This window comes from Paenibacillus barengoltzii G22 (genome assembly GCF_000403375.2).
Classification (GTDB): domain Bacteria; phylum Bacillota; class Bacilli; order Paenibacillales; family Paenibacillaceae; genus Fontibacillus; species Fontibacillus barengoltzii.
The window spans coordinates 373,271-398,183 of the sequence record NZ_KE159655.1 but is presented as its reverse complement, the minus strand read 5'-3'; the positions used below and the strand labels follow the sequence as shown (position 1 = coordinate 398,183).

Sequence of the window (24,913 nt, the reverse complement as noted above, 5' to 3'; positions counted from 1 at the left end):
GTGATATAGGAACCGAAAAGTAATGTAGGTACTTTTCAGTGCCTATGAAAAGAGGGAGCCATCTTAATGAAAGAGAAAAAATACAATATTTCGGTAGAAGCGACGCTGGAGGTGATCGGCGGGAAGTGGAAATGCGTGATCCTGTGCCACTTAACGCACGGCCGGAAACGGACCAGTGAATTAAAACGTCTGATGCCCGACATCACCCAGAAAATGTTGACCCAACAGCTGCGCGAGCTGGAGGCCGACGGCGTCATTCGCCGGATCGTTTACCAGGAGGTCCCGCCTCGGGTCGAATATGAGTTAAGTGAATACGGGGAGAGCTTGCGAGGAATCTTGGATGCGCTGTGCTCCTGGGGAGAGCAGCATATCCGCAAGGTGTATGGCAGCTATGATGTTCTGGAAGAGAACGTGCTGAATGAACATTTGAAATCGTAAGGTCTCTTCGGTTATGCTGTGCATGAAAAGGAGCGATGATCGATGAAACCTATCACGGTATTGATTGCGGACGATGAGCCGGAAATCGCCGACTTGATCGAGCTGCATCTGGCCCGGGAAGGATACCGCTGCATCAAAGCTTCCAACGGGCAGGAGGCGCTGGATGTGATTCAGACGCAATCCGTGGATCTTGCAATCTTGGATATAATGATGCCGAAGATTGATGGCTATGAGGTGACTCGGCAAATTCGGGAGAAGCACCATTTGCCGATCATTTTTTTAAGTGCGAAGGCAACCGATTTGGATAAAATCACCGGCCTGGTACGTGGGGCGGACGATTATATGACCAAGCCGTTTAACCCGATGGAGCTGGTGGCCCGGGTGAATGCCCAACTGCGCCGCTTTATCCACCTGAACCCGTCGGTAGCTGCGCCTCCGAATGAGACCGTGTTGGAGGCCGGAGGGCTTGTGATTCACCCCGAGCACCGGACCGTGTTCCTCTACGGCGAGCCGGTGGAGCTGACGCCCAAAGAGTTTGATATCTTAGTCCTGCTGGCCAGCCATCCGAAGAAGGTGTTCAGCTCAGAGCATATTTTCGAGAAGGTCTGGGGGGAGGCTTATTATGAAGGCGGAAATACGGTTATGGTGCATATCCGAAGCTTGCGTAAGAAGCTGGGGGAAGACCGGCACAAGAACAAGCTGATCAAAACCGTCTGGGGAGTAGGGTATACATTCAATGGATAACCATACGGACAAACCGAAATTTCGCAGTTTTCGCTTCCAAATGATCCGATTATTTGGACTGAGCATGATATTGTCCGCAGGGACAACCTTTCTCATTTATTTAGCGCTGCGCGAGTATTATCATACCCTGCTGCGTGAAGACCCATTGTATAACGTGCGGCTAATGATGCGCCAGATCGGTGACATCAACGTGTTTTTGCTGATTTTTATCCCGCTCTCGTTCTTATACTTCTACTTGTTAACTCGACGTTATGTCGCGTATTTCCGGGAGATTTCCCGGGGAATCAATCAGCTGGCGGGAGGAGACTTCACCCATCGGGTTCATATTCCTTCCGGGGATGAGTTCGGAGAGATTGCGCGGGACATCAATTTGGCCAGCGAGAAGCTGCAGCAGGCGGTGGAACGGGGCGATTTTGCCGAGAACAGCAAGGAGCAGCTTGTGCTGAACCTGGCCCATGATCTCCGAACCCCGCTAACCTCAGTGATTGGCTATCTCGATTTCATTTTGCAGGGGAAAGACCTGACTGCCGATCAGATGAAGCATTACACCACGATTGCCTACACGAAATCACAGCGTCTGGAGAAGCTGATCGACGAGTTATTCGAAGTGACGCGAATGAATTACGGCAAGCTGAACATCCACCGCCAGCCGCTGGATTTAAGTGAGTTGCTGAGTCAATTAACTGAAGAGATGTACCCTGTATTTGAAAAAAATGAGCTGACCGTTCGCCTCAACACCGAACCGCAGCTGATGATCTCCGGTGACGGCGACCTGCTGGCCCGCGTCTTTGAGAACTTGTTGTCCAATGCCGTTCGTTACGGTAAAGACGGGGAATACGTCGACGTCGAAGGGAGGATGGACGGGGATGAGGCAGTCGTGCGGGTGACCAACTATGGCGATTCCATCCCGCCGGACGAGCTGCCCCATTTGTTTGATATGTTCTTCACCGGTGATCGAGCGCGTACGCATCAGGAAGGCAGCACCGGACTCGGCCTGTTTATCGCCAAAAATATCGTAGAGCAACACGAAGGCACCATCTCGGTGCAAAGCGATCTGATTCGCACGGAGTTTGAGGTGCGGTTGCCGAAGCTTAGATAAGTGAATCGAACAAAACTTAAGGAAAATTTTAGTTTTACCCCACTTTTGATTTTATCAATCCGCCTTAAGCTGAAAGAGCAAGAACGGCAGGAGGATTGGGAAATGAGAAAGTGGGGTTTTTGGCGTGCGCCCATAAGCCAAGCTCTATCGGGATTCGCTAGGTGGGGGCGCAGCGATGCGGCAACGGCGGGGTTGTTTCTGGCACCAAGCGTAGCAGGGTTCGCGCTCTTTTATTTGATTCCGTTTGGCATGAGTTTATTTTACTCCTTTCAGAGCGGCACCTCTGGCGGAAGCTTTGTAGGCTTGGCGAATTACCGCGACCTGCTGGACAGCGCTTCGTTTCGCAAGGCCGCAGTCAACACGCTGTATTTCAGTGCGTTGGGTGTCCCGCTGCTGTTGGGATTATCGCTGGGGGTGGCCCTGCTCCTGAACCGGCATGTTTACCTGCGGAAGTGGCTGCGCACCGCTTATGTGCTTCCTCTGGTTGTGCCGGTGGCGTCGGTAATTCTCATTTGGCAGATGGTGTTTGATTGGAACGGAGCATTAAACTACCTGCTTGGCCATTTCGGCATCCAGCGCGTGGATTGGATGAAGACCGATGCCGCCCGCTACGTTGTCCTCATGGTGTATTTGTGGAAGAACCTCGGCTACAACGTCATTTTGTTCTTGGCGGGTTTGCAGCAAATTCCTCGGGACTACTACGAGACGGCACAGGTTGAAGGGGCTGGACCGGTTCGTCAGTTTTTTGGAATCACGCTCGTCTACTTAACGACGACCACGTTCTTCGTAGTGATCATGTCGATTATCAATTCATTTAAGGTTTTCCGGGAGACGTATTTGCTGGCGGGTGATTATCCGCATGACAGCATTTATATGCTTCAGCATTACATGAACAACATGTTTGCAACGATGGATATCCAGAAGCTGACGGCTGCTGCAGTACTGATGGTCTGCGCGATCCTTGCGATTGTCCTCGGATTGTTTGGGTTGGAACGCCGATACCGGCAATTCATGGAATAGTAAGACAGAACGTGAGGATATAGCACATAGAGAGGAGGGGCCGGGCGTGCAGGCAATCCAAAGGATACAAAAAGCTATGCTGACGGGAATGTTAGGCTTATTCGCCGTGCTGCTCCTCTTTCCCGTCATCATTACATTCACGAATTCGCTGATGAGCGAGCAGGAGCTTGAAATCAATTATGGTCCAATGGGGGAGCTGACGGAGGCGGCTTCGACCGAAGCTGATACCTTCATCAATCTCAAATGGGTACCGGATCAGGTGACCTTGGCGCAATACGGCAGGCTGTTGGTATATACCCCTAATTATTTGCTGATGTTTTGGCGTTCCGTGGAGCTGGTCTTACCGATTATCGTTGGACAAACCGCGGTCGCTGCGATGGCGGCCTATGCGCTGTCCAAACTGCGGTTTCGGGGTCGAGATGCGATTTTTCTGATCTTCTTGCTGTCGATGCTGATGCCCTTTCAGGTGACGCTGGTCCCGAATTATCTCATGGCCGATTGGCTGGGGTTAATCCACCGTCCGGCGGCGGTGATTCTGCCGGGTATTTTTGCTGCGTTTGGGGTCTTCATGCTGCGTCAATTTATGCTGCATATCCCGTACGCCTACATCGAGGCGGCCAAGATCGACGGTGCCGGTCATCTGAGGATATTCCTGACAATCATTCTCCCGATGGTTAAGCCGGGACTTGCTGCGCTGGTGGTGCTCCTGTTCGTCGATTACTGGAATATGGTCGAGCAGCCGCTGATCTTCTTGGATCCGCTTCGGCAGCCGTTATCGGTCTTCTTATCGAGATTAAGCGGCGAGTGGGGAACTGTGTTCGCGGCTTCGATGTTGTATATGTCGCCGATGGTGCTGCTGTTCCTTTATGCCGAGGCCTATTTCATCGAAGGCGTGCAGCTTTCTGGCATCAAGGGGTAAGGAGGATAAAGTCGCGTCATGGAACTTGGGAAAGATCAAACGGATCGTAAACGCAAAAAAATAATCATTACCACCTTTATGGCTTTGATGGGAGGTTTGTTGTTTTTCACTTTTTTCAGTAATACGTTGCAATCGATGACCTTGCCAAAGGTCCGAACTTCCCCAGCAGCAGCCGGCGGAATAACTTATCGGTTAACGGGAACCGGGATATTGCAGCCGAAGAAGCAGGCAGAGCTGATCAACCCGGCCGGTTGGAAGGTTAAGAAGGTACTGGTGAAGGAAGGTGCTGATGTTCAAGCGGGGCAGAAGCTTGTACTATACGATCGTGCTGATGCCGAGCGGGAGTTGGAAGATGAGATGGCGCTATTGAAAAAGCAGCGAATCGCGCTCGAAACGATTCAGGATCAGTTCATCGAGGCCACGGTGAGCGGGGATGAAACCGGCTTGAGAGAAGCCAAACGGGAGATCGAAACTCGCAAGCTTGACCTCCAGGTACAGGAGCGGAAGATCGAGAGACTGCGTGAGCAGATCAGAAGCCGCAGCGAGCTCGTCGCCCCGTTTGACGGGGTGGTTACGGAGGTCAACGCGGTGGTTGGGGTGGCTTCCACCTCCCTCCCAGACGTGGTGGTGTCAAGTACAAGTGCAGGCTACCGTGTGGATATCATCGGGGATGCCGAGGTGATCGACCGTCTTCGGATCGCAACCGGCGAAGCGGTGAAGGTTGAGGTGGCCGCTGCCAGTGAACAACCGCCGCGTCAACTGGAGGGCGTGGTCGAAGACATCACTAACGCAGGTTCTCGAATCACAGGTTCACCGGAGGAAGGTGACGGAACATCGGCGACGCTGCCGCAAAGGCGGCTGCGTATCCGAGTAGCTGATCCTGCCCTGAAAGGAGGGGAGCAAGTTACGGTTCGGCTGGAACAGACGTCCTCCGAGCAGGGCTGGGTTGTTCCAAATGAAGCGATTCATCGCGAAGGCGATTCGCGCTTTCTTTTTAAGGTGGAGGAGCAGCGCGGGGCGTTGGGCAATGTGTTCGTCGCCCGAAAGGTGACGATTAAGCAAAGTGAAGCGAATGAAGCGGAAACGATGATCCCGGCAGATCTTCTGTTTGAAGGAGAGCGGATCATTCTGGAGAGCAGTGAACCTTTACAGGATGGCAATCGGGTTCGTTTGCAATAGAAAATCAGCGATCGAAATGAAGCAGAGGAGGAAGAGAATAAACCATGAAAAAACGGATGGGGAAGACAATTATTGCGGCATTGGTTATATCGATTGCTTTGGCTGCGTGCAGCAGAGCGACGGATACTGTAGGGAAGAACCCGGCTGGAGAAGAGGGCAAAACCGTGCTTACCTTATCGGTTCAGGAGGCAAGCCCGTTTTATACTGCGCTGGAGCGGAAGTTTGAGGCCAAATTCCCTGACATCGACCTGATTATTCAGGCTTATAAACAAGCCGGAGAGGAATGGAAGGCGGGTGAAATTGAGGAGTATCGCAAATCGGTCAACACCGCACTGCTCTCAGGACAAGGACCGGACGTCATTGAAATGAAGAGCCTGCCAATAAGCGAATATATAGCCAAAGGTTTGTTGCTGAATATGGATTCGTCACTTAGCGGGGATGTATCCATCAAGAAGGAGGATCTCCAGCAAAATATTTTGGATGCTGCGAGGGAGAACGGAGGTTTATATGCGATCCCAGGAGGTTTTTCCCTGAGGGCGTTCATCGGCGATGGCGATGCTTTGAAAGAGGCCGACATTCAGGAGAAAACCTGGACTTGGCAGGACTTTGCAGAAATAGCGAAAAAATTAACGCAGGGGAATGAGAAGGTCTTTGCGATGACGGAATATCCGCCGGATATGCTCATGCAGGAAATGACAGTGGATAACTATGAAGCCTATGTCGATACGAGCGACAAACAAGCCAAGTTCGATTCCCCGGAATTTATCGCGCTGCTACATCAAGTGAAGCAGATGTATGATGATGGCGTGATGACCGAAGAGTCGGCGGGTTCGGGAAAGCAACTGTTTTATTCTGCGGTATTACGTGATCCGAAGGATGTTATTGACGTGCCTCATCAGTATTTTGAACACCCGATCCTCATGCAGAAACCGCATAACCCCGCTCAATCCGGTACGATGCGAATCATTCCGACGAGTTTGTTTGGGATCCGGGCGAAATCCCAGGTTCCGGAAGAGGCCTGGAAGCTGATCCGCTTTCTCCTGTCGGAGGAAGCGCAGAAGTTACCGGAGCGCGAGGGGTTCTCGCTGCTCTCTTCGATCAATTCGCAGCAGCTGGATGACATAAAGCAGCAAATTGCGGACGGCAGCTACAAACTGCCGGATGGAGCTGCTGTTAAGGCCGCGGACGAGGAATTTGATCGCTTTCGTCAAATGCTGGATGCGGTGGACCAATATTCGCCGCTTGAAGCCAAGGTGATCTCCATCGTCGGGGAAGAATCGCTTGCCTTCTTCAGCGGACAGAAATCTGCGGAGGAAGCCGCGAAGTTGATGCAAAACCGGGTAACTACGTTTTTGAACGAATAAAGTAAAGGATCCTGCCTCATTGAGAGGCGGGATTTTTTTGTCGCTTACGCGCCGTTCGTTAGGTACCTCTGCCAGCTTCTTTTGATGATTATCCCGTTGCATCAGGGAGTGCGTATCTCATGACCATTCACAGGATCGATGACGTGATTAGAGATCAGGTGCTGGCTCAGGCTCAGGCCAACCTCACCTCACCATACCTCACCTCCCTCATGCCCTTGATCTCTCCTTCTTCTTGTCACTGAACGAAAGGGATAATTATGTAAAGAGGCTCGCAAAAGGACCGCTTGACGGCAATATGATCAGGAAATATTAGTTATCGCCCATTGCTTGGTGATAACTAATAGTGTATGATGCATAGTATAAGATATATTGTATGACGCACAGTATGCGAAAAACAGTATAAGATTGCAGTAAATAAAAAACAGGATGAGACAACGAGGTGGAAGGATGAACGCCCTATTAAATTCCTTGATCACGGAGCTCCGTCGCGGAACGTTAACCTTGGCGGTGTTAAGCCAGTTGCGGACGCCGCAGTATGGGTATTCACTCGTTCAACGGCTGGAGCAGTCCGGGATCGCCATTGATCAGAGCACGCTATATCCGCTGTTACGGCGGCTGGAGAAGCAGGAACTTGTGACAAGCAGCTGGGATACAACGGAGAGCCGACCGCGCCGTTACTACGTGTTGAGTGAATTTGGCTTGGAGATTTTTGAGCAGTTGAAGGTGGAATGGGAGAAGACCTCCCAGGAGCTGTACACGTTGTTGAAGGGGGAGAATAATGATGAAACCATCGGATCTGATTGAGCTTTACGTTTACGAAGTAACTCGTCGCCTGCCGGATAAGACCCGAGAGGACATCGCGCTGGAACTCCGCTCCACAATTGAGGATATGCTGCCGGAGGAACCCAGCGAGGCGGAAGTGAAGGAGGCGCTGACGCAATTGGGGGATCCGGCCGTATTGGCCGCGCAGTATCGCGATCAACCCGCATTTTTGATCGGGCCGCGCTTCTATGAGACTTATGTTCAGGTCTTGAAAATGATTGTCCCCATTGTGGTTGTAATTACTCTCTTGTCGCTGATTGCCAATCAAATCATTACGTATTCCGGTGATGTGGTTCCCGCTGAGGCTGCGGCTGTCCTGCTCAGCAAAGCGATAGGGACAGTGTTCAGCGCAGGGGTGCAGACCGTATTTTGGATTACCTTGGCGTTTGTCATTCTGGAGCGCACGGGAACTGGCAACGAACTGCCGCTGAACAGCAAGTTCAAGGCCTGGACGCCGGATGATTTGAAGGACACCCGGTATATCCCAGTGCAGAAAGTGATTAAGAAAAGTGAGGTTTTTGCCAGCCTCATGTGGACGGCGATTTGGGGGAGCGTGTATTTCAATGCAGATCGGTTAATTGGTGTATATGAGAAAGGTCGAAACGGCATAGAAATGACAACACCAATTTTTAATCAAGACGTGTTGCTGTCGTATTGGCCGTTTATCGCAGTAATTCTTGCGCTGGATGTGGCTCTGGCGATCTACAAATGGATCGTGGCCCAATGGAATGTGAAGATCGCGTTCCTGAACGCGGCCAACCACGTCCTTTCGTTGGTGGTATTCGGCACGGTCATCAGCAAGGGAGAGCTGTTGTCCCCGAGTTTTATCGCGAAGCTGGAGGATATTTTCAGATCGGGCGTGTCCGGTTTTAACTCCGGTTGGATCATGTGGCTTGTATTGTTCGTCTACATGTTAGTCGCAGCTCTGGACAGTTATCTAGGGTTCCGCAAAGCGAACCTTCCCCATACGGCGAAATAGACCCATCCGAAAAAGCCCCGTTCTCTGGGTGAAAGAGAGCGGGGCCTATCATTTGGAAGCTCGCTTAAGCAGTTGCTTTTCGGGACCGGTACAGCAGCAAGCCCATGAGAATTGCGAAATACAAGAATAGGGCGCCAAAGGTGTACAGGTACATCACCGGTTGATTTTGCAGATACCCAACGATTGGGATGTTTAAGATCAACAGCAGCGGGAAACCGAACATGATTGCGGAGGCACTGCCCATAACTAAGTTGTCTGTCGTATTCGATTGGAATTTCGGATCGACGGCTTTGACCAGCGCAAGTCCGGTGGAAATCGTTCCGGTCAGCATCCCGTAGAAACCGAGGACGTTCGGCAACTTATCCTCCGGCAACACCCGCGGCACTAACCAAACCATAAACCATACCGTGACTAATCCGCCAATTGTCGTTAGGATGAGCACAGGCGTCAAGTATTGCTTCAGTGCGTAGATCGAGATCGCTGCAATTGAGGCGGCGATCATGTAATCGAAGGAAAATCCGGAGATCCGTTGCAACAGGTAGTTGTTCGGAGAATGCTCCAACTGGAAGCCCGCTTGCTTCCAACGGTTAAGAATCCATCGGAACAACATGGCGTACAGGCTGCCGATGAGAAAGTGAAATCCTATCAGCAATTGGGCCAGCGTTTCTCCATAGGTTCCGAGCGGAGTCAGCACCGTCTCTAGTCCACGTAACGTCAAGTAAGTCACCAGGTAAATAAAGCCGATCAGCGCGATTTGGTAGGTTAGCTTGTCGATCGCGTCACTGAGCGGAATCTCACCTTCTTCTGATTTTTCCATAACCTCAGTTCGTTCTTTGTGTGGACGGGAAGCCACCTGTTTAAATCTCGGATGACGGATCAGGATGTTCATCAGAATGATTCCGGGAATTACAGCCCAGATGAAACCAAACCCAGCGATGGTTAAACCGAGGTTGGCGCCGCCCTCCAGCCCCAGAGCCTCCCAACGGCTGCCGATCGAATAGGCTTGCCCCGGGCCTTGTCCATAGCCCAGAGGAAGCAGTAAACCGATACCTGGGAACATTCCGGGATAGAACAACTCCGTTAGGATCAAGAGCAGACCAAATCCCACGAGCCCTTGGATCAGGTACGTCGATACGATGAGCATCCCGGATTTCATGACCGCCGGGCTGTTGGACACCTCTCGCTCCTTCAGGGAGAGGGCAATGAATCCGATCGCCATCAGATGGTAGACCAGTTGCCCCAGACGATCGAGATCGAAGTTCAGCCACCCGAGCAGCTCCGGACCCACGATTAAGCCAAGGATACCGGCTACCATGGAGGTAGGGACGATGATTTTGCGTAACAGCGGAATGCGTGCCTTCAGAATGGCCGATACGACCATCAACAAAGACAGCAACGTAAAGTCAATCACGAAGGACCATGAATTATCCAAAGAGAGAACCTCCTAGTTGTGCCGGGTTAAACGTTGTTCCAGCGCGGTGATAAATTTGAGCCATTTGTAAGCCGAGGTGCGCGGTTGATAAAACAGGAACCGATACAGCTTATCTCCCACATAAAACTCAAACTTGTGGTGAAGTTGGACGTTGATCCCTTCTAACTCGACAAATGGGAAGGAATACGCCTGTCCGTGACCCCCTTGAAACGTAAGAGAATCTGCTTGATCTGCGTTCCAGTGCAATTGTCCTGTTCCCAGCGATTGAAAAGGCTTCTCTCCCTCCGAAACATACATATGCACGGGATCCTGCATGACGGGTTCCCAGGAGACGAGCTGTCCGGCTTCTTGCATGACTTGATTCAGCCGTTCCAGCTGCCAGCGATTCCAGTCCCGCGTTGTCGAGAAGCGCAGGGGATGGGTAAACGGGGCGAATTTGCCCTGTGGCGTGTAGCGAACGGTGTAGCCGCAGGCCGTGCAGCCGAACAGGTCTTGTTCGGAGCGGAGGCGGCCTGGGACTTCACAGTGCGGGCAGATGAACAGCAGGCGCTCCAGGTAATGCGCGGGGGCTTTGCCGTAATAGACCGCGCCGGTCTGGGACTGCCACTCTGCATCGTCATGCGCCAACGCTTCCGTTAGCATTTGATGGATCTCATCCGGGGTATGGTTGGCGAATGCGCCGGCATCCCATTTTTTCTCGAAGGAGAGGTGGATGGGGCCCCTGCGATAGTTCTCCGCCCAACGGGGGGAGGACAGGTGGCCGCCGGAAATCGTGGCGATCACCACCGGAAGATCCAGCAATTTCACCAGCTTGGCCGTGGAATAGAACAACGGCTCGGTCGTCCCGTCCCAGTTCCGGTTCCCTTCGGGGAAGAGGCCGATGACGCGTCCGCTCTGTTTGGCTTTGATCATGCTGCGGATGGTGCGCGTATCGTTTTTATTTTTCATTTTGGGAATCGCTCCGGTGTAATTCAGCAGCTTGGCCAGCCACGGGTTTCGGAACAGGGAAGCTCCGGTCACGAAGCTGATTGGCTCGTCCACGTAACAATTAATGTAGAACGGATCCCAGTTGGTTACATGGTTCGCCAAAATCAGATACGGCGGCTTCAAGCCCACGGTATCGTTGCGTACCACCTTGATCTGGGAGCGGCTTTGGAGAAATGCGCGTAGAGCGGACAATACAAGTCGCTGCGCGATTTTTCCCGGTTTCTTCTCTATGCTCACAGGGTCACATCCTGAAGATGAATTTCGAAAAACACATTAATATTGTTATATCATATTTTGGACAAATTCGGCGGCGGGAAGTTATTGGTGTAGAAAAAAAGAAGAACGGCCAAGGGGCCGTTCTTGGGGGGGGGAGAGGCTTAATTGATAGTAATATCAATTGGCTCCGCATCAAGAGAATTACCAGCACGATCATAAGCTGAGGTGAAACTGATCCGAACCTCTACAGGAAGAGTAAGATTAGAAAGAAAAGAATCCGTTAGCTCAATTCGATAAGTAATATTATCGAGTGTGTTTAGATCATAGTCAGCTCCGGGTGTCATAAATTCGGAGGAGTCGAAGTTATCAAAAGAATATGTGAGATTAAGGTTTCTAATAAGAACCTCCTCATTGAATTCCAATGTGATCCCCCCATTTTCGTAGGTGCTGTTGGTTACAGTAGGAGCCTCATCGTCGAATAGGATAGGAATCTCAGCATGGCCTAACACTAGGCTATCATCGCTCCAAAGAGTGAACTCGATGAAGGCTTCACTATGTTGATTTGCCCCTTCTTTTGCTCGGATCATTAGACCTAATTCGTTAGGATCATCCCCCAGCCATTCAATTAAATCGCTTGATGAATCGACAAGAAGGTTAGCTACCTTCTGATCAGGATTAGACGGATCAATCACCGCAAAACAATTTGCCCCCAAGTAGTCTCCAATTCGCAGCTCGGTTGCACCGTCTCTAATTTCGATCAAGTCGTTAATATTGCGAGTGTTGTAGGTTAATGGATCCGAGGATACGCTGTCCAAAAGGAAAGTGTTAGCGGAAGATCCACTGTTCAGCCAGATTTTCGCTTCAGGTTTCGGCCACACATTGTATTCGCCAGACGACTCAACGAGTTCGATTGCAGCCGATGGAGCGGAGACGTTCCCGGCGGCATCCACCGCAAAAACCCGGTAGGTCCCACTAAACAGTTCAGAGGTCGGGATACGTGTAATTTCATTGGCCGTAGAAGTAGCAACTCCGCGACCAGAGCTAAGTGATTCCAACTCAGATCGTGATCTTGGTGTGGGGCCTTCGGGAATAAGATAGAGAGTACCGTTCTCATTACTGCGGGCTTGGACATAATTACCAATCCGAACAGGTGAGGAAGACAACAATGTTACTCTTGGAGCGGTTACATCAGGTGAGGAGCTCCCCCCGCTGCCTCCCGAACTCGGCACCGAAGGCGTCGTTGGAGGTGCGACGGGCTTGTCCGGCTCTGCGGGAGGAGCAGGTTGTTCTTCGGTCGATGGGGTTGGGCTGCTTTCGCTTTGCTTTTTCTCTTCCACTTGCTTCACGAACTTGCTGGCGACCAGGGCGACGGCCTGTCTCTCCGCATTCCCGGTTGGGTTAAATTGTCCATTGCCGGTGCCGGTGATCAAGCCTAGCTCCACTGCGGCGGCCACGGCGTCCTTGGCATAATCGGCAATTTGGCCGGCGTCGGAGAATTTGAGATTGCTCGCTTTACCAGCAGCATCTACGCCGAGGGCGCGAACGAATAGCACCGCCATGTCTTGTCGCGATAAATTAACGCCGTTACCAAAGGTTCCGTCGCCTAGACCTTTGATCAATCCGGCTTTGGCCGCCGCTTCGACATAAGCAAAAGAATAGTGAGTCGTAGGCACATCCCGGAATGTAGCGGATGCCGGGGCTTCACTCGTATCTAGTTGCAGGGCTTTGGCTAAAATGATCGCAAAATCTTGACGCTCGATCTTCCCTGTCGGATCAAACTTCCCGTCTCCTTTTCCGTTAATGATCCCCTTGTTGACCAGTTCCATAATGGCATCTTTCGCATAAGAGCCGTCAATGTCCGACAATTGAGTTGCAGCATGGGCTGGCAGCGAAATCGCGCTAAGCAGGGCTGCGCTTGCCATCACTTTGGCGTAAAGCTTTCTCCTCATTTACATTCCCCTTTCATATAAAACCGAAAAATTTACCAAGATGCCTCGATATTTGTCTAAAATTAATATATCTTAATTTCGGATTTGCGCAATCCAATTTGAGGCTATTTGATTTAGAAACATAAAAAAGCCCTTACTGCACAAGGCAAAAGGGCAAGAAAGGAAGTATAGCGAGATGGGGCATCCACTTGCGTGGTGTCAGCGGAAATCCGGTGGAATACGCCGGGACACGCCGGTGGCAATGGCCGCTTCGATGACGGCTTTGCGCACAAGCGGAACAACCTGATCATTAAAAATACTCGGGATGATATACTGCTCGTTTCGTTCCTCATCGGTAACGGCAGAGGCGATGGCTTGTGCTGCAGCCAGCTTCATCGCTTCGTTGACCACGCGGGCCCGGCAATCAAGCGCTCCTCGGAACACACCGGGGAACACCAGCACGTTGTTGATCTGGTTCGGATAATCGCTTCGACCGGTTGCGAAGACCGCTGCGTGAGCCAGCCCAACCTCTGGATCTACCTCCGGGTTCGGGTTGGCGAGGGCAAATACGATCGGCTGCTCGTTCATCGTCCGCAGATGCTCACTGGTCAGCAGATTCCCCGCAGAAACGCCGATAAACACGTCAGCACCAGGCAAGACCTCATGCAGCGAACCGGGCTGGCTTTCCACCTGCGGCTGCTCTGCGAGCCACTGCCACATCGGATAGCCGTATGTCCCCCCGCGGACAATCGCCCCCTCCTTGTCCACCGGCACAAGCTTCGTTACACCTGCAGCCAGCAGCATTTTGCATATGGAGACACCCGCGGCCCCCACGCCGCTTACCACGACCCGCACCTCGGACATCGATTTGCCAACGACCTTCAGCGCGTTGATTAACCCCGCGATCACGACCACCGCCGTTCCGTGCTGATCGTCATGGAAGACCGGAATGTCCAGTTCCTCCGCCAGCCGTTGTTCAATTTCGAAGCATCGAGGGGAGCTGATGTCCTCCAGATTGATCCCGCCAAAAATCGGACTGACGGCTTTAACGGTACGAATAATTTCTTCCGTATCGCTGGTATCCAGGCAGAGCGGAAAAGCATCTACCCCGGCCAGCTGTTTAAACAGCATCGCCTTGCCTTCCATCACCGGCGCCGCGGCATACGGGCCGATATCGCCAAGCCCCAACACGGCGGTTCCGTCCGTGATGACCGCCACCGTGTTGCGTTTAATCGTCAGCGAAAACGACTTGTTTCGACTTTCGTGGATTGCCGTGCAGATTTTGGCGACCCCTGGCGTATACACCTGCGACAGATCGTCGCGGTTGCGAATCGGCATCGTTGGTTCGATGGCAATTTTGCCGCCGAGATGCATGAGAAACGTGCGATCGGAGACGTTGATCAGCCGGACCCCATGCAGCTTGCGCAGCGCTTTGACGAATGCCGTTTCGTCCTGGTCGCCCGTGTCGACGGTAATGTCGCGTATCGAAGATCCTTTGGCCGAGGAGATCACGTCGATCGACGTAATGTCGCCCCCGGCACCACTCACCGCAGCGGCGACATCGCCGAAGCTGGCCTTCTTATGGTCGAGCTCCAATCGGATAATAATTAACGTACGTGCCATAACTTAAATCCACCCCCGCCATTTTACCGCCTCGGTCATTCGCTTCAGCCCTACGATATACGCGGCAAGACGCATGTTCACCCGGCGTGTCACCGAAGTCTGATAGACCTTGTGAAAAGCGTCCACCAACAGCTGCTCCAGCTTCGCGTTCACTTCCTCCAGCGGCCAGTAGTAACCCTGATTATTTTGGACCCACTCAAAATAGGATACGACCACGCCGCCCGCACTCGCTAGGACATCCGGCACAATCAGAACCCCGCGCTTGGACAAAATTTCTGTCGCTGCATACGTCGTTGGACCGTTGGCCGCTTCGACGATCAGCTTGGCCTGGATGTGCGGCGCGTTTTCCTCGGTGAGCTGGTTCTCGATCGCAGCCGGCACGAGGATGTCGCATTCCTTCACTAGCAGTTCCTGATTTGTGATCCGGTTGGAATAGAGATGGGTCACCGCGCCAAAAGAATCCCGCCGATCCAACAGCTCGAGGATATCAAGCCCGTTCGGATCGTACAGCGCGCCGCGCGCATCGGCAATACCAACGATGATAGCCCCGGCGTCGTGTAAGAACTTGGCCAGGTAACTTCCGGCGTTGCCAAAGCCCTGGATGATGACTCGCGCGCCTTCCACCGCCATGCCGACCATCTTAGCGGCCTCCTTCAGCACGATCGTGACGCCGAGGGCCGTCGACGATTCCCGCCCGTAGGAGCCGCCGAGCACCAGCGGTTTGCCAGTGATGAAGCTCGGCGAGTCGAATTCGCGGATTCGGCTGTACTCGTCCATCATCCAGGCCATCACCTGGGAGTTGGTGTACACGTCAGGCGCCGGGATATCCTTGGTCGGTCCGACCAACTGGCTGATTGCCCGCACATATCCGCGGCTTAAGGCTTCCAGCTCCCGCATCGACATCGTCCGCGGGTCGCAGGCGATTCCGCCTTTTCCGCCGCCGTAGGGCAGCGACACGATCCCGCATTTGATGCTCATCCACATCGACAGAGCCTTCACTTCCTCCGCCGTCACGTCGGGGTGGAATCGCACGCCGCCTTTGGTCGGCCCGACCGCGTCATTGTGCTGAGCGCGGTATCCGGTAAAGACCTGGACTGAGCCGTCGTCCATCTTCACCGGAATCCGCACGGTCAGCATCCGCAGCGGCTCCTTGAGCAGGTCAAACATCGCCGGCGGCTCATTCATCGTCTGCAGGGCCATGTGAATGACCTGTTGGGTGCTGGTCAAAACGTCCATATTTTCCGAAAGTGTTCGTTTCCCGTTCATAATCATGGGTTACCCTTCTTCCGTCCGTATTGGAGATAGATTTGAAGCTTGCTAAGTCCGTCGCCGCCAAAGCTCTAGGTTGCTTCTGCTGCTTTAACATTGCTTCGACAGCTCTAATATTGCATTCGGAGATGCTAATGTTACTTCAGTAACTCTAATGTTGCTTTGGAGACGCTAATGCTAGTTCGGTAACTCTAGGGCTGCTTTGGTAACTCTAGTGTTACTAAAGTAACTCTAGCGCTGCTTTGGTATCTCTAATGTTGCGCCTGCAACTGGCTTCCCGCAGCTCTAACGCTTGTCACAAACCTTATTGCCGCCAAAATTGCTGTTCTGCGATTCTAACGCTTACCACGAATCTTATTGCTTCATATATCGGGTAAAAAAGGGTGTTTTCATCCAAATAGCGTGTCTCAGCGTCGTTAGAATTTGTGAGAAGCCAATTTTGCTACAATAGCGCTCTGTATCAGCGTTAGAGCAGGGAGCGCCGGCCTAGCGAACAACGAGCAAAAGAGTAAGCTAGCAAATGACGAAACGAGCAAAAAGAGCAGTAAAGCAAAAGGCAATAAGGCAAAAGAGCTAAAAGGCAAAAGAGCAACAGAGCAATAGAGCGCAGGCAGCGCACGAGATCAAGAAGTATCCTGGAAGCGATCGATCGCCTACAGCTTCCGGGAAGTCAGCTTGGCTTGGGTGAACAGCAGCAGGTAGTCGTAGCCGCCGGCTTTCGAGTCGGTTCCCGACATGTTAAAGCCCCCAAAAGGATGGGCGCCGACCAACGCTCCGGTACATTTGCGGTTCACGTACAGGTTGCCGCAGTGCATCGTTTCTAACGCTTCGCTGATGCGATCCTCATCCCGGGAAAAGAACGACCCCGTCAGCCCAAACTCGGTATCGTTGTACAACGCAATCGCTTCGCGCCAATCCTTCGCTTTGCCGATCGCCAGAACCGGCCCGAAGATTTCCTCCTGCATAATCCGGGCCTTCCCGTCCACGCCGGCGAACACGGTAGGTTCAATATAGTAGCCGTTGCCTTCGGCTTTCCCTCCGCCGGTGAGAAGCTGCCCCTCTTGCTTCCCGATCTCGATGTAATCGAGGATTTTGCGGTAAGAAGCCTCGTCGATCACCGGTCCAACCGCTTTATTGTGCTCGGGGAGGCCAATTTCCAGCTGTTTCGTCAATGATACGACTTTCTCCACCACCTCGTCGTAGACGGACGCTACAATGAACGCACGGGAGCCGGCGGAGCATTTCTGTCCCTGGAACCCAAAAGCCGAGGTCACGATGGCCTGTGCGGCTGCATCCAGATCTGCCGTTTCATCCACGACGATGCCGTCCTTGCCGCCCATTTCGGCGACGACCCGCTTGATCCAGATTTGCCCGGGAGCCGTATCGGCTGCCAGCTTGCTGATGCGCAGTCCGACCTCCTTCGAGCCGGTGAAGCTGATAAACCGGGTTTTCGGATGTGTAGTCAGATAATCGCCAACCTCGGAGCCGCTGCCGGGGATGAAGTTCAGCACTCCGGCCGGCAAGCCAACCTCTTCCATCAGTGCAGCGAACTTATAGGCGATAACCGGCGTGTTCGAGGCAGGCTTGAGCAGTACGGTGTTGCCGGACACAATCGCTGCTGAGGTCATGCCCACGCAAATCGCCAACGGGAAGTTCCATGGCGGAATGATGACGCCTACGCCAAGCGGGATGTAGGTCAGCCGGTTGTGCTCTCCGGGGACCGGTGTCAGCGGCATCGTTTCGTTGATCTCGCTCAAGCGGATCATTTCCCGTGCGTAGAAATTCAGGAAGTCGATGGCCTCCGCGGTATCAGCGTCCGCTTCCGCGTAGTTCTTGCCGGATTCGAGCACCATCAGAGCGGAGAACTCATGCTTCCGTTCAGTCATGAGCTTGGCGGCCTTCAAGAGGTACTGTGCGCGTTTGTGGGGCGGTACCTTTTTCCACGATTCAAACGCCGAGAGGGCAGCCTGCATCGCTTTCTCAGCCAGCTCCTGATCGGCTTTGCTGACATAGCCAATCGTTTCATCGAGATTGCCGGGGTTGATCGAACGGATTTTGGCCTCTGTAAAAATCTTCTCGCCGCCGATCTGCAGTGGAATCTCCCGTCCCAGCTCTGACTTCACTTGGGCAATCGCGGCTTCCATGGCCTGGCGGGCCGGTTCCTGATTAAAGTCGGTAAACGGTTCGTTGCGGAATGATTCCAGTTTTGCCGTTGTGCTCATAGGGAGTGCTCCTTTATGAATAAGATTTTTGGTTATTACTTAAATAAGTTCTTTAAGACAAACCATACGTTGGCGGGACGTTCCGCGAGGCGGCGCATAAAGTAGCCAAACCAATCGCTGCCAAACGGGACGTACACGCGAACCTTGTAACCCTCGCGAACGAGCGCAAGCTGTAAATCTTCGCGAATGCCGTATAGCATTTGAAATTCGTAACGATCCGGTGGAATGGATAAATCCTGAATTAGTTTCTTCGCGTAGTCGATCATCTGGGAGTCATGGGTTGCTATGGCAGCATAACCGCCGTTCATCAGGTGGGTAGAAATGAGGCGTTTGAAATTATCGTCGACGTCCGACTTGGACGGGTATGCGACTTTCGGTGATTCCTTGTAGGCTCCCTTCACAAGGCGAAGGTTCGGCTTCAGGGCCTTCAAGTTCTCGATGTCGTCTATGGAGCGATACAAGTAAGCTTGGATGACGATGCCAACGTTGTCGATTTGTTCGCGCAGTTGCTTGTAGATCGAGATCGTTTTTTCACAATAGGTAAAATCCTCCATATCGATGCGCACAAACAACCCGTACAGACGGGCTCGGTTCAGGATCGTGGTCAGATTGCGCATGCAGAGTTCGTCGCTAATCCCCAGCCCCAGTGAAGTGAGCTTTAGCGAGAGATTGGCTTCGACTCCAGCTTCATTGATGGCATCCAGGGTCTTGAGGCACATCCGCATGGACAGCTCAGCTTCGGCTTCTGTGGACACAAACTCGCCGAGGTGATCGAGGGTGGCTACCCGACCCGTCGCATTTAATGCGCGTACAGCTTCAATTGCACCATCAATCGTTTCTCCGGCGACAAACCGGCTGGCACCAAAGCGCAGTCCGTATCGGCGGGCCATTCGTCCCACGGATTGGCTTTTGGCGAAGGATTGAAACAGGGTGCGGAGCAACGCTTCCATAGGCATCCATCCTTTTCCATTTCTCATTGTACACAAAATATACAATATTTTAGATTTTTGAACAATATAAGTTGAAAAAATAAACAAAAAAATTTTAAATTAAAGCAAGAGTGTTCAATATTGAACATATTTATGCTGGATGAAAGTCTAATCTTCGCGATGGAATATTGAACCTCGCCTGTATTCGTGTTAGATTTACAAGTAAAATTTCATTACGTGTGAGGTACCTATGTTCAATCATGAACGGATATCCTTCCGGCAGGATTTGACCCGGTTGAAACCGGAAGAAAAAATAAGGGCATTGCTTACGGCACTACAGGATGGCCAAGCGGCGGCAGTCGAGTTCGACGGGGCTTGGTATCTGTTGACGCCGGATGGTGCCGAGCGGCTTGAAGCTTGGGGCGAAGGGAGCATCGGGGGAGGACTGCGGCTTGACGGGACGAGGTTCATCGTTTCGGTCGTGTTCCAAGAGTCGGAGCTGGCGCTTCCGGTCAGCGAACTGGCGACCCGCTGGTCCAGCGCAGATCCAAACGGGCGGCTGGCGTTGGTGGTTAATGATCGACAGGAGCCTGTTGGTTATCTACCGATGATCGACCTGCTCAAAATAGCAGCGGATCGGCAGCAGCGGGCGGAGGCGTATTTTGACGCCCTGCTGGAGACGGTCAGTGATGCGGTAACGGTTGTGGACCGGAACGGTACGGTAATCGGTTGGAACACGGTGGCGGAAGAAGTGTACGAGATCGCGAAAGCGGACATCGTGGGCCGTACGATCGGGGAGCATTTTGATCCAGACGCGCTGGTCGTACTGGGGATCTTGGATGAGGGCCGGCGGCTGCGCGGGGCCTACCATCGTCCGCGGGAAGGCACGCATGTGCTGATCAATGCATCACCGATCGTTGAGCCGGGTGGAGGGATCATTGGCGGCGTGGCGACCGAGCAGGATATCACGCACCTCGTGAAGCTCAATGATGAACTGACCGTAGCGACATCCCGTCTGTTAACCCAGCGGATTGGCGATGAGGATCCGTTTGCCTTAATCAGCGGACGCGGGGAGAGCATGGGCAAAGTAATTAAGCTGGCCAAAAAACTGGCCGAAACCGACTCCACTGTGCTCTTGATCGGGGAAACCGGAGCGGGCAAGGAGCAGTTGGCCAGAGTGATCCATCGCGCCGGCGCGCGGTCGGAGGGCCCGTTCTTGGCGTTGAGCTGCGGGGCCGTTCCGGCAGGCCTTGCGGAAGCGGAGCTGTTTGGTTATCAAGGCGGCGCTTTCTCGGGACAGCCGTCGGGTCAGGCCGGTCGGCTGGAGGCGGCGGACGGCGGCTCGATTTTTTTGAATGAGATTGAGTGTTTGCCGTTAGACGTACAGGAGAAGCTAGCTCATTACATCAAGCACCGGACGATCACGCGAATTGGGTCTTCGGAAGCCGTGCCGGTATCGGTGCGCATTTTCGCCGGCACCACCCAGGATCTGGGCCAACTCGTGCGGGAAGGCAAATTCCGGGCGGATTTGTACTACGCGCTGAACGTGGTATCGCTGAAGGTGCCGCCGCTCCGTGAGCGTCGCGAGGATCTGGGGCCGTTGGTGCAAATGTATTTGCGTGTTTATTCGTTGCAGTATCAGAAGCCGCTGCCGACCGTTTCGCCGGAGGTGATGCTGGCGTTTGCGAATTACGACTGGCCGGGAAACGTTAGCGAACTGCGGGCGGTGATCGAGCGGTGTGTAATTTTAAGCGAAAATGAGCAAATCACGCTGGAGCACTTGCCGGAGGCGTTGCAGCAGCGGCAAGCTCAGCTGGAGTTCGCGGCGGCGGATTCTGCGGCGGGTATAGCGGTTGGAGGCGGATCCGTTGCCGGTTCTGAGTTCGGGCGGGGAACAAGGCTGTCCTCTGTGGAGCAGGCCGATCGGCTGGACAAAATGCTGCGTCCACGCATCACCCCCGAAGAAGAAATGGAGTTGATGAAGGAAGCGCTGGAGCGGACGGCGGGGAACAAGAGCAATGCCGCCAAGCTGCTGGGCATTTCCCGGGGTACGCTTTATAAAAAGATTCGGGATTATAATTTGGTATAATCCATTTTTAAGAACAGGCGGGGCCTTTGTGTTTATCACAAAGGCCCTGTTGCTTTGAGTGACTAATGTTCCTCCTAAAAGGATATTCTCCGTTTAGTAAACATTCCCTCAATACTATATACATGGTAATATTACCTGGTAATATTCTACTAAATGGGGGATTGGATCAATGAAAAAGAAATTGCTGCTCAGTTCTTTTTTACTGATGTTTGTCTTGTCTAGTACTGTGGCTAGTGCCCATCCAGGTCGAACGGATGCGAAAGGTGGCCACACGTGTCGGACCAATTGCGCCAAATGGGGATTAGAACAAGGCGAATATCACTACCATAATGGGGGAAGCTCTTCTTCTAGTTCTAGTAAGAAATCCTCTTCTTCATCTTCCAAAAGTTCTACCAAACCATCAACCAAAGGTTCTTCTGCTCCAAAATCGACAGAGCCAACCTATAAGAAATCTAAACTGACTGTATTCATTAATGGGGAGAAAGCAAGTTTCGATAGTGGTTTAATCATTTATCAAAATACAAACCTGGTTCCTCTCCGCGAAATTGCAGATTTACTAGGTGCAACCTTTAGTTATGATGCCAAAAGTGGTGTCATTATTGTAAGTAAAAATTCGAATACGGTCACATTTACAATAGGAAGCAAGAAAGTGTACTACATCGGGGAAGCTGAAACGATGAATGTGGCGCCCGTGGTCGTCAAAGGAGTTACTTATGTACCATTACAAAGCCTCGTTAAAGGGCTTGGGGCGAGCTTGAAATCGGATGATTCGAATAAACTGAGCATCACAATAAAGTAAAATGTAAAGTAGCATGAATCGCCTGCTCTGAACCTCGACATGGGCCGAACCCTTGCTTGGGCTCCTGCATAGCATATAGCACACTTGCAGGAAGAGGGGCGTGACTCCATGATAGGCATAGAGTTGTCGGCGATTCACTATGTGTATCTAGCGTTCATCGTCTTCATCATGGCGTTGTTGATCAAGCGGCGCGATACGACGATGATTTGTGTGGCAGGGATTTTTACGCTGGGGTTGCTTGCGACGCAAACGCTCAGCGGCTCGGTTTCGGGTATTTTTCATTCGTTTATTTATGCAACCAAAGAGTTAATGGGGACGATTATGATCATCTCGATCATCGTGGCGATGAGTCGGGTGCTGATCCGCACGGGCATCAACGAAACGATGGTCTCTCCCTTGACGCGGTTTATTCGCACACCAACGATGGCATATTGGGGCATCGGGATTATTATGATGGTAACTTCGATGTTCTTCTGGCCCTCACCTGCGGTGGCGCTGATCGGCGCTGTTTTGTTGCCCGTGGCGGTCCGCGTGGGACTGCCGGCGCTTGGGGCGGCGGTGGCGATGAACTTGTTTGGGCACGGCATCGCTTTGTCCGGCGACTATATCATTCAGGGAGCGCCAAAGCTGACGGCGGATGCCGCGGGCTTGCCCGTCTCCAGCGTCATGTCGGCCAGCGTGCCGCTGGTTCTCGTCATGGGTCTGGTGAGCACGGTGACTGCTTTTTGGCTGATGCGCCGTGATCAGCGGAACGGCACGTGGCGCGACGGCTTGGTCGCCGGAAAAGACGCGGGAGGCGTGCTTAGTGAGGATCGTCCGACGAGCAAAGAGGCTCGCGCAGCCATATCCCCTCAGGCCAAAAAATGGCTGGCCCTCCTGATCCCGTTGCTGTTTGCTGCCGACGTTGTCGCTATGTTCCTGCTAAATCTGCAGGGCGGCGATGCGACGGCTCTGGTTGGCGGCACAGCGGTGCTGATCCTGATTGGCGTGACGCTGCTGGCGCACCGGAACCGGGGCCTGGAGAAGATCACCTCGTATTTGATCGAAGGGTTGACCTTTGGCTTTAAGGTGTTTGGCCCCGTGATTCCGATCGCCGCGTTCTTCTATCTAGGTGACGCGGCGTTTCAGGAGCTGTTCGGGCAGGTGCTGCCCGAAACATCGCATGGGATCGTGAACGACCTCGGCGTGGCGCTGGCCGACGTCGTTCCGCTGAACGGCATCATCGGCGCCGTGACCCTTGCCGTGACCGGAGCGATCACCGGCCTGGACGGCTCCGGCTTCTCGGGCATATCGCTGGCCGGCTCGATCGCCCAGCTGTTTGGCACCGCCATCGGCTCTGGCACGGCCGTGTTGACGGCGCTGGGGCAGGTCGCCGCCATTTGGGTCGGCGGCGGCACGCTGATCCCGTGGGCGCTCATCCCGGCTGCCGCCATCTGCGGCGTGAGTCCGTTCGAGCTCGCCCGCCGCAACCTCAAGCCGGTGCTCATCGGCCTTGCCGTGACCACCGTGGTGGCGATGTTCCTGGTGTAACACCAGGGAGGGAATGGGTTGTACTTGCACTTGCAAAGAAGGAGGCGGTGTGGCCGCCTCCTTCTTTGATTTTGCCGCGAATGCATCCCTTGAACTAATTTACCTCCAAAACCTACCGTTAATTTCGCAAGTTTGAGCGGTTAGCGCAATTTACATGTAAACCCTACCGTTATTTTCGGCACATTTGCCCCAAACCGCAGTTTCTGACCAAATTAACAGTAGGATTTACCGTTAATCGTAACCAAACCCCGTGATCTGCCTAAATTAACAGTAGCATTTACCGTTAGACCGTCTGACTTCTTCACAACACCAGCTTTGTCCCGTCGTACGACTCCCTAATTACTCATTAAAACTCCGCCCCCCCTCACTGCCTCACACTCCGACCACCCCCACCGTTCAGTTACAGCATCCACCATCACAAATAGTTCACCACTCCGCGTACCAGTTCATATTTGACGATGCGTTCCCCCTTTCCACGATAAACGGGTCTCATCCACCCTTTAGCTGTCACCTTATGCAGCATTTGGACCGCCGTTTTATGGTTTAGCTCGAAATGACGTTCGACATCCACCGGGCGAATCGGGCGCGCGAGTTGCACGGCAAGTCGGATGAGCTCCTTTTCCCGCCAGCAGACCGCGCGTTACAGGCACCTGGTCCGGATGGTATCGGCTGAGCACCATACGCAGCAGGTTGATGCAGAGCTCTGGACGTTGCTCAACGTCATCGTACGCGAAGGAGATCACCTGGTAGCCCATGGCGTGCAAAAACGTTTCGCGGTTGAGCTCATGGCAGTACTTTTGTCGGTCCATGTCGCGAACATGTGCAGCGTAACCCTTAATCTCAAACAGCAGCTTCAACTCTCCGTTCCCAGGCAACCAGGCAAAATCAGCGAAGTACGAGCGCCCCCGCCAATCAGTGACTTCGTACTCCGGATGTAGATCATCAAAGTTGCCGCGCAACGGCCACCACACATTCCTCAGAAACAATGACTCCGCATGGGCATGTCCACGTTCGAGTCGGCCTCGACGTTCCCCGGATCTCCGGGCTAAATGGTGCTCGAGAAATGCTGTGTAATTTTCCTCAAAACTTATAGAACTCATCAGCCAATCGCCTCCTCCAAACAAAATAAAAAACGCCCCGCATTAGCTCTTGAAGTTTGATCCTTAATCGCCAGGAGCGCCATCAACCCAAAGGTCATGGTACCAGCCCCTGAATATGGTTCAAACTTGAGCAAAACGGGACGTGCTTCGTCTTAGCTTTTAGTATAGGGCCGGCGGAGGGCTCCGTCCAGCATGGGAGTTAGTTGAGGGCATATGCTGGCGGGG

The 24,913-nt window shown here is 52.9% G+C and carries 20 protein-coding genes; 12 read left to right on the top strand and 8 right to left on the bottom strand.

The features are described from left to right. The first annotated feature begins 66 nt into the window (after positions 1–66). From C812_RS19570 to C812_RS19530, 9 genes are all read left to right on the top strand, one after another. The gene (locus C812_RS19570; RefSeq protein ID WP_016314377.1) at positions 67–438 is read left to right on the top strand and encodes a winged helix-turn-helix transcriptional regulator; all 372 of its coding nucleotides are present in this window, start codon (positions 67–69) and stop codon (positions 436–438) included. Between the two features lie 42 nt (positions 439–480). Further along, positions 481–1,182, top strand: coding sequence for a response regulator transcription factor (locus C812_RS19565; protein WP_016314376.1), 702 nt, complete (start codon positions 481–483; stop codon positions 1,180–1,182). Continuing rightward, a complete protein-coding gene (locus tag C812_RS19560; protein WP_016314375.1) occupies positions 1,175–2,281 on the top strand; it encodes a sensor histidine kinase in 1,107 nt (368 codons plus the stop codon). Before C812_RS19565 ends, C812_RS19560 begins: the two co-directional genes overlap by 8 nt. A gap of 102 nt (positions 2,282–2,383) precedes the next feature. Continuing rightward, positions 2,384–3,301 carry a carbohydrate ABC transporter permease gene (locus C812_RS19555; RefSeq protein ID WP_016314374.1) on the top strand — a complete coding sequence of 306 codons (918 nt, stop codon included), beginning with the start codon at positions 2,384–2,386 and terminating at the stop codon, positions 3,299–3,301. A gap of 46 nt (positions 3,302–3,347) precedes the next feature. Then, on the top strand, positions 3,348–4,220 hold the full coding sequence (locus tag C812_RS19550) for a carbohydrate ABC transporter permease (protein ID WP_016314373.1): 873 nt from the start codon (positions 3,348–3,350) through the stop codon (positions 4,218–4,220). Between the two features lie 18 nt (positions 4,221–4,238). Beyond that, a complete protein-coding gene (locus C812_RS19545) occupies positions 4,239–5,399 on the top strand; it encodes an efflux RND transporter periplasmic adaptor subunit (protein ID WP_016314372.1) in 1,161 nt (386 codons plus the stop codon). Between the two features lie 44 nt (positions 5,400–5,443). Further along, complete coding sequence (locus C812_RS19540) at positions 5,444–6,763, top strand: ABC transporter substrate-binding protein (protein WP_016314371.1); 1,320 nt, start codon at positions 5,444–5,446, stop codon at positions 6,761–6,763. A gap of 447 nt (positions 6,764–7,210) precedes the next feature. Then, positions 7,211–7,567, top strand: coding sequence for a PadR family transcriptional regulator (locus C812_RS19535; RefSeq protein ID WP_016314369.1), 357 nt, complete (start codon positions 7,211–7,213; stop codon positions 7,565–7,567). Then, a complete protein-coding gene (locus tag C812_RS19530) occupies positions 7,545–8,564 on the top strand; it encodes an HAAS signaling domain-containing protein (RefSeq protein ID WP_016314368.1) in 1,020 nt (339 codons plus the stop codon). The genes C812_RS19535 and C812_RS19530 overlap by 23 nt, the downstream gene beginning before the upstream one ends. A gap of 64 nt (positions 8,565–8,628) precedes the next feature. On the opposite strand, the gene C812_RS19525 is transcribed toward C812_RS19530, so the two are convergent. The 7 genes from C812_RS19525 to C812_RS19495 all read right to left on the bottom strand — a co-directional run bounded on the left by C812_RS19525 (position 8,629) and on the right by C812_RS19495 (position 19,191). Then, positions 8,629–9,996 (bottom strand): sodium/glutamate symporter family protein, encoded by a 1,368-nt coding sequence (locus C812_RS19525; RefSeq protein ID WP_016314367.1) that lies wholly within the window; start codon positions 9,994–9,996, stop codon positions 8,629–8,631. A 12-nt stretch (positions 9,997–10,008) separates the two neighbouring features. Next, a complete protein-coding gene (locus C812_RS19520) occupies positions 10,009–11,220 on the bottom strand; it encodes a lysophospholipid acyltransferase family protein (RefSeq protein WP_016314366.1) in 1,212 nt (403 codons plus the stop codon). A 140-nt stretch (positions 11,221–11,360) separates the two neighbouring features. Then, positions 11,361–13,148: an S-layer homology domain-containing protein gene (locus C812_RS21660; protein WP_016314365.1), complete on the bottom strand. Its 1,788-nt coding sequence runs from the start codon at positions 13,146–13,148 to the stop codon at positions 11,361–11,363. Positions 13,149–13,346: 198 nt separating this feature from the next. Next, positions 13,347–14,750 carry an NAD-dependent malic enzyme gene (locus C812_RS19510; protein WP_016314364.1) on the bottom strand — a complete coding sequence of 468 codons (1,404 nt, stop codon included), beginning with the start codon at positions 14,748–14,750 and terminating at the stop codon, positions 13,347–13,349. A gap of 3 nt (positions 14,751–14,753) precedes the next feature. Then, positions 14,754–16,022 (bottom strand): Glu/Leu/Phe/Val family dehydrogenase, encoded by a 1,269-nt coding sequence (locus C812_RS19505; RefSeq protein ID WP_016314363.1) that lies wholly within the window; start codon positions 16,020–16,022, stop codon positions 14,754–14,756. Positions 16,023–16,672: 650 nt separating this feature from the next. Then, positions 16,673–18,241: an L-glutamate gamma-semialdehyde dehydrogenase gene (pruA, locus tag C812_RS19500; RefSeq protein WP_016314362.1), complete on the bottom strand. Its 1,569-nt coding sequence runs from the start codon at positions 18,239–18,241 to the stop codon at positions 16,673–16,675. A gap of 35 nt (positions 18,242–18,276) precedes the next feature. Further along, entirely contained in the window at positions 18,277–19,191 is a 915-nt protein-coding gene (locus tag C812_RS19495) for a proline dehydrogenase family protein (protein WP_016314361.1), read from the bottom strand. A gap of 229 nt (positions 19,192–19,420) precedes the next feature. Here C812_RS19495 and C812_RS19490 point away from each other — a divergent pair, with 229 nt between their 5' ends. The 3 genes from C812_RS19490 (at position 19,421) to C812_RS19480 (ending at position 23,588) form a co-directional block, all read left to right on the top strand. Continuing rightward, positions 19,421–21,259, top strand: coding sequence for a sigma-54 interaction domain-containing protein (locus C812_RS19490; protein ID WP_016314360.1), 1,839 nt, complete (start codon positions 19,421–19,423; stop codon positions 21,257–21,259). Between the two features lie 169 nt (positions 21,260–21,428). After that, positions 21,429–22,058: a copper amine oxidase N-terminal domain-containing protein gene (locus tag C812_RS19485; protein WP_016314359.1), complete on the top strand. Its 630-nt coding sequence runs from the start codon at positions 21,429–21,431 to the stop codon at positions 22,056–22,058. Between the two features lie 111 nt (positions 22,059–22,169). Further along, entirely contained in the window at positions 22,170–23,588 is a 1,419-nt protein-coding gene (locus tag C812_RS19480) for a hypothetical protein (protein ID WP_036626147.1), read from the top strand. 536 nt (positions 23,589–24,124) lie between these two features. Here C812_RS19480 and C812_RS19475 read toward each other — a convergent pair. After that, a complete protein-coding gene (locus C812_RS19475) occupies positions 24,125–24,688 on the bottom strand; it encodes a PDDEXK family nuclease (protein ID WP_016314356.1) in 564 nt (187 codons plus the stop codon). Positions 24,689–24,913 lie beyond the last annotated feature (225 nt).

What these genes read in the sequence shown, in the direction of transcription:
- C812_RS19570 (WP_016314377.1), top strand. Translation starts at nt 67, where the DNA reads ATGAAAGAGAAAAAATACAATATTTCGGTAGAAGCGACGCTGGAGGTG.
- C812_RS19565 (WP_016314376.1), top strand. Translation starts at nt 481, where the DNA reads ATGAAACCTATCACGGTATTGATTGCGGACGATGAGCCGGAAATCGCC.
- C812_RS19560 (WP_016314375.1), top strand. Translation starts at nt 1,175, where the DNA reads ATGGATAACCATACGGACAAACCGAAATTTCGCAGTTTTCGCTTCCAA.
- C812_RS19555 (WP_016314374.1), top strand. Translation starts at nt 2,384, where the DNA reads ATGAGAAAGTGGGGTTTTTGGCGTGCGCCCATAAGCCAAGCTCTATCG.
- C812_RS19545 (WP_016314372.1), top strand. Translation starts at nt 4,239, where the DNA reads ATGGAACTTGGGAAAGATCAAACGGATCGTAAACGCAAAAAAATAATC.
- C812_RS19540 (WP_016314371.1), top strand. Translation starts at nt 5,444, where the DNA reads ATGAAAAAACGGATGGGGAAGACAATTATTGCGGCATTGGTTATATCG.
- C812_RS19535 (WP_016314369.1), top strand. Translation starts at nt 7,211, where the DNA reads ATGAACGCCCTATTAAATTCCTTGATCACGGAGCTCCGTCGCGGAACG.
- C812_RS19530 (WP_016314368.1), top strand. Translation starts at nt 7,545, where the DNA reads ATGAAACCATCGGATCTGATTGAGCTTTACGTTTACGAAGTAACTCGT.
- C812_RS21660 (WP_016314365.1), bottom strand. Translation starts at nt 13,148, where the DNA reads ATGAGGAGAAAGCTTTACGCCAAAGTGATGGCAAGCGCAGCCCTGCTT.
- C812_RS19510 (WP_016314364.1), bottom strand. Translation starts at nt 14,750, where the DNA reads ATGGCACGTACGTTAATTATTATCCGATTGGAGCTCGACCATAAGAAG.
- C812_RS19505 (WP_016314363.1), bottom strand. Translation starts at nt 16,022, where the DNA reads ATGATTATGAACGGGAAACGAACACTTTCGGAAAATATGGACGTTTTG.
- pruA (WP_016314362.1), bottom strand. Translation starts at nt 18,241, where the DNA reads ATGAGCACAACGGCAAAACTGGAATCATTCCGCAACGAACCGTTTACC.
- C812_RS19495 (WP_016314361.1), bottom strand. Translation starts at nt 19,191, where the DNA reads ATGGAAGCGTTGCTCCGCACCCTGTTTCAATCCTTCGCCAAAAGCCAA.
- C812_RS19490 (WP_016314360.1), top strand. Translation starts at nt 19,421, where the DNA reads ATGTTCAATCATGAACGGATATCCTTCCGGCAGGATTTGACCCGGTTG.
- C812_RS19485 (WP_016314359.1), top strand. Translation starts at nt 21,429, where the DNA reads ATGAAAAAGAAATTGCTGCTCAGTTCTTTTTTACTGATGTTTGTCTTG.
- C812_RS19475 (WP_016314356.1), bottom strand. Translation starts at nt 24,688, where the DNA reads ATGAGTTCTATAAGTTTTGAGGAAAATTACACAGCATTTCTCGAGCAC.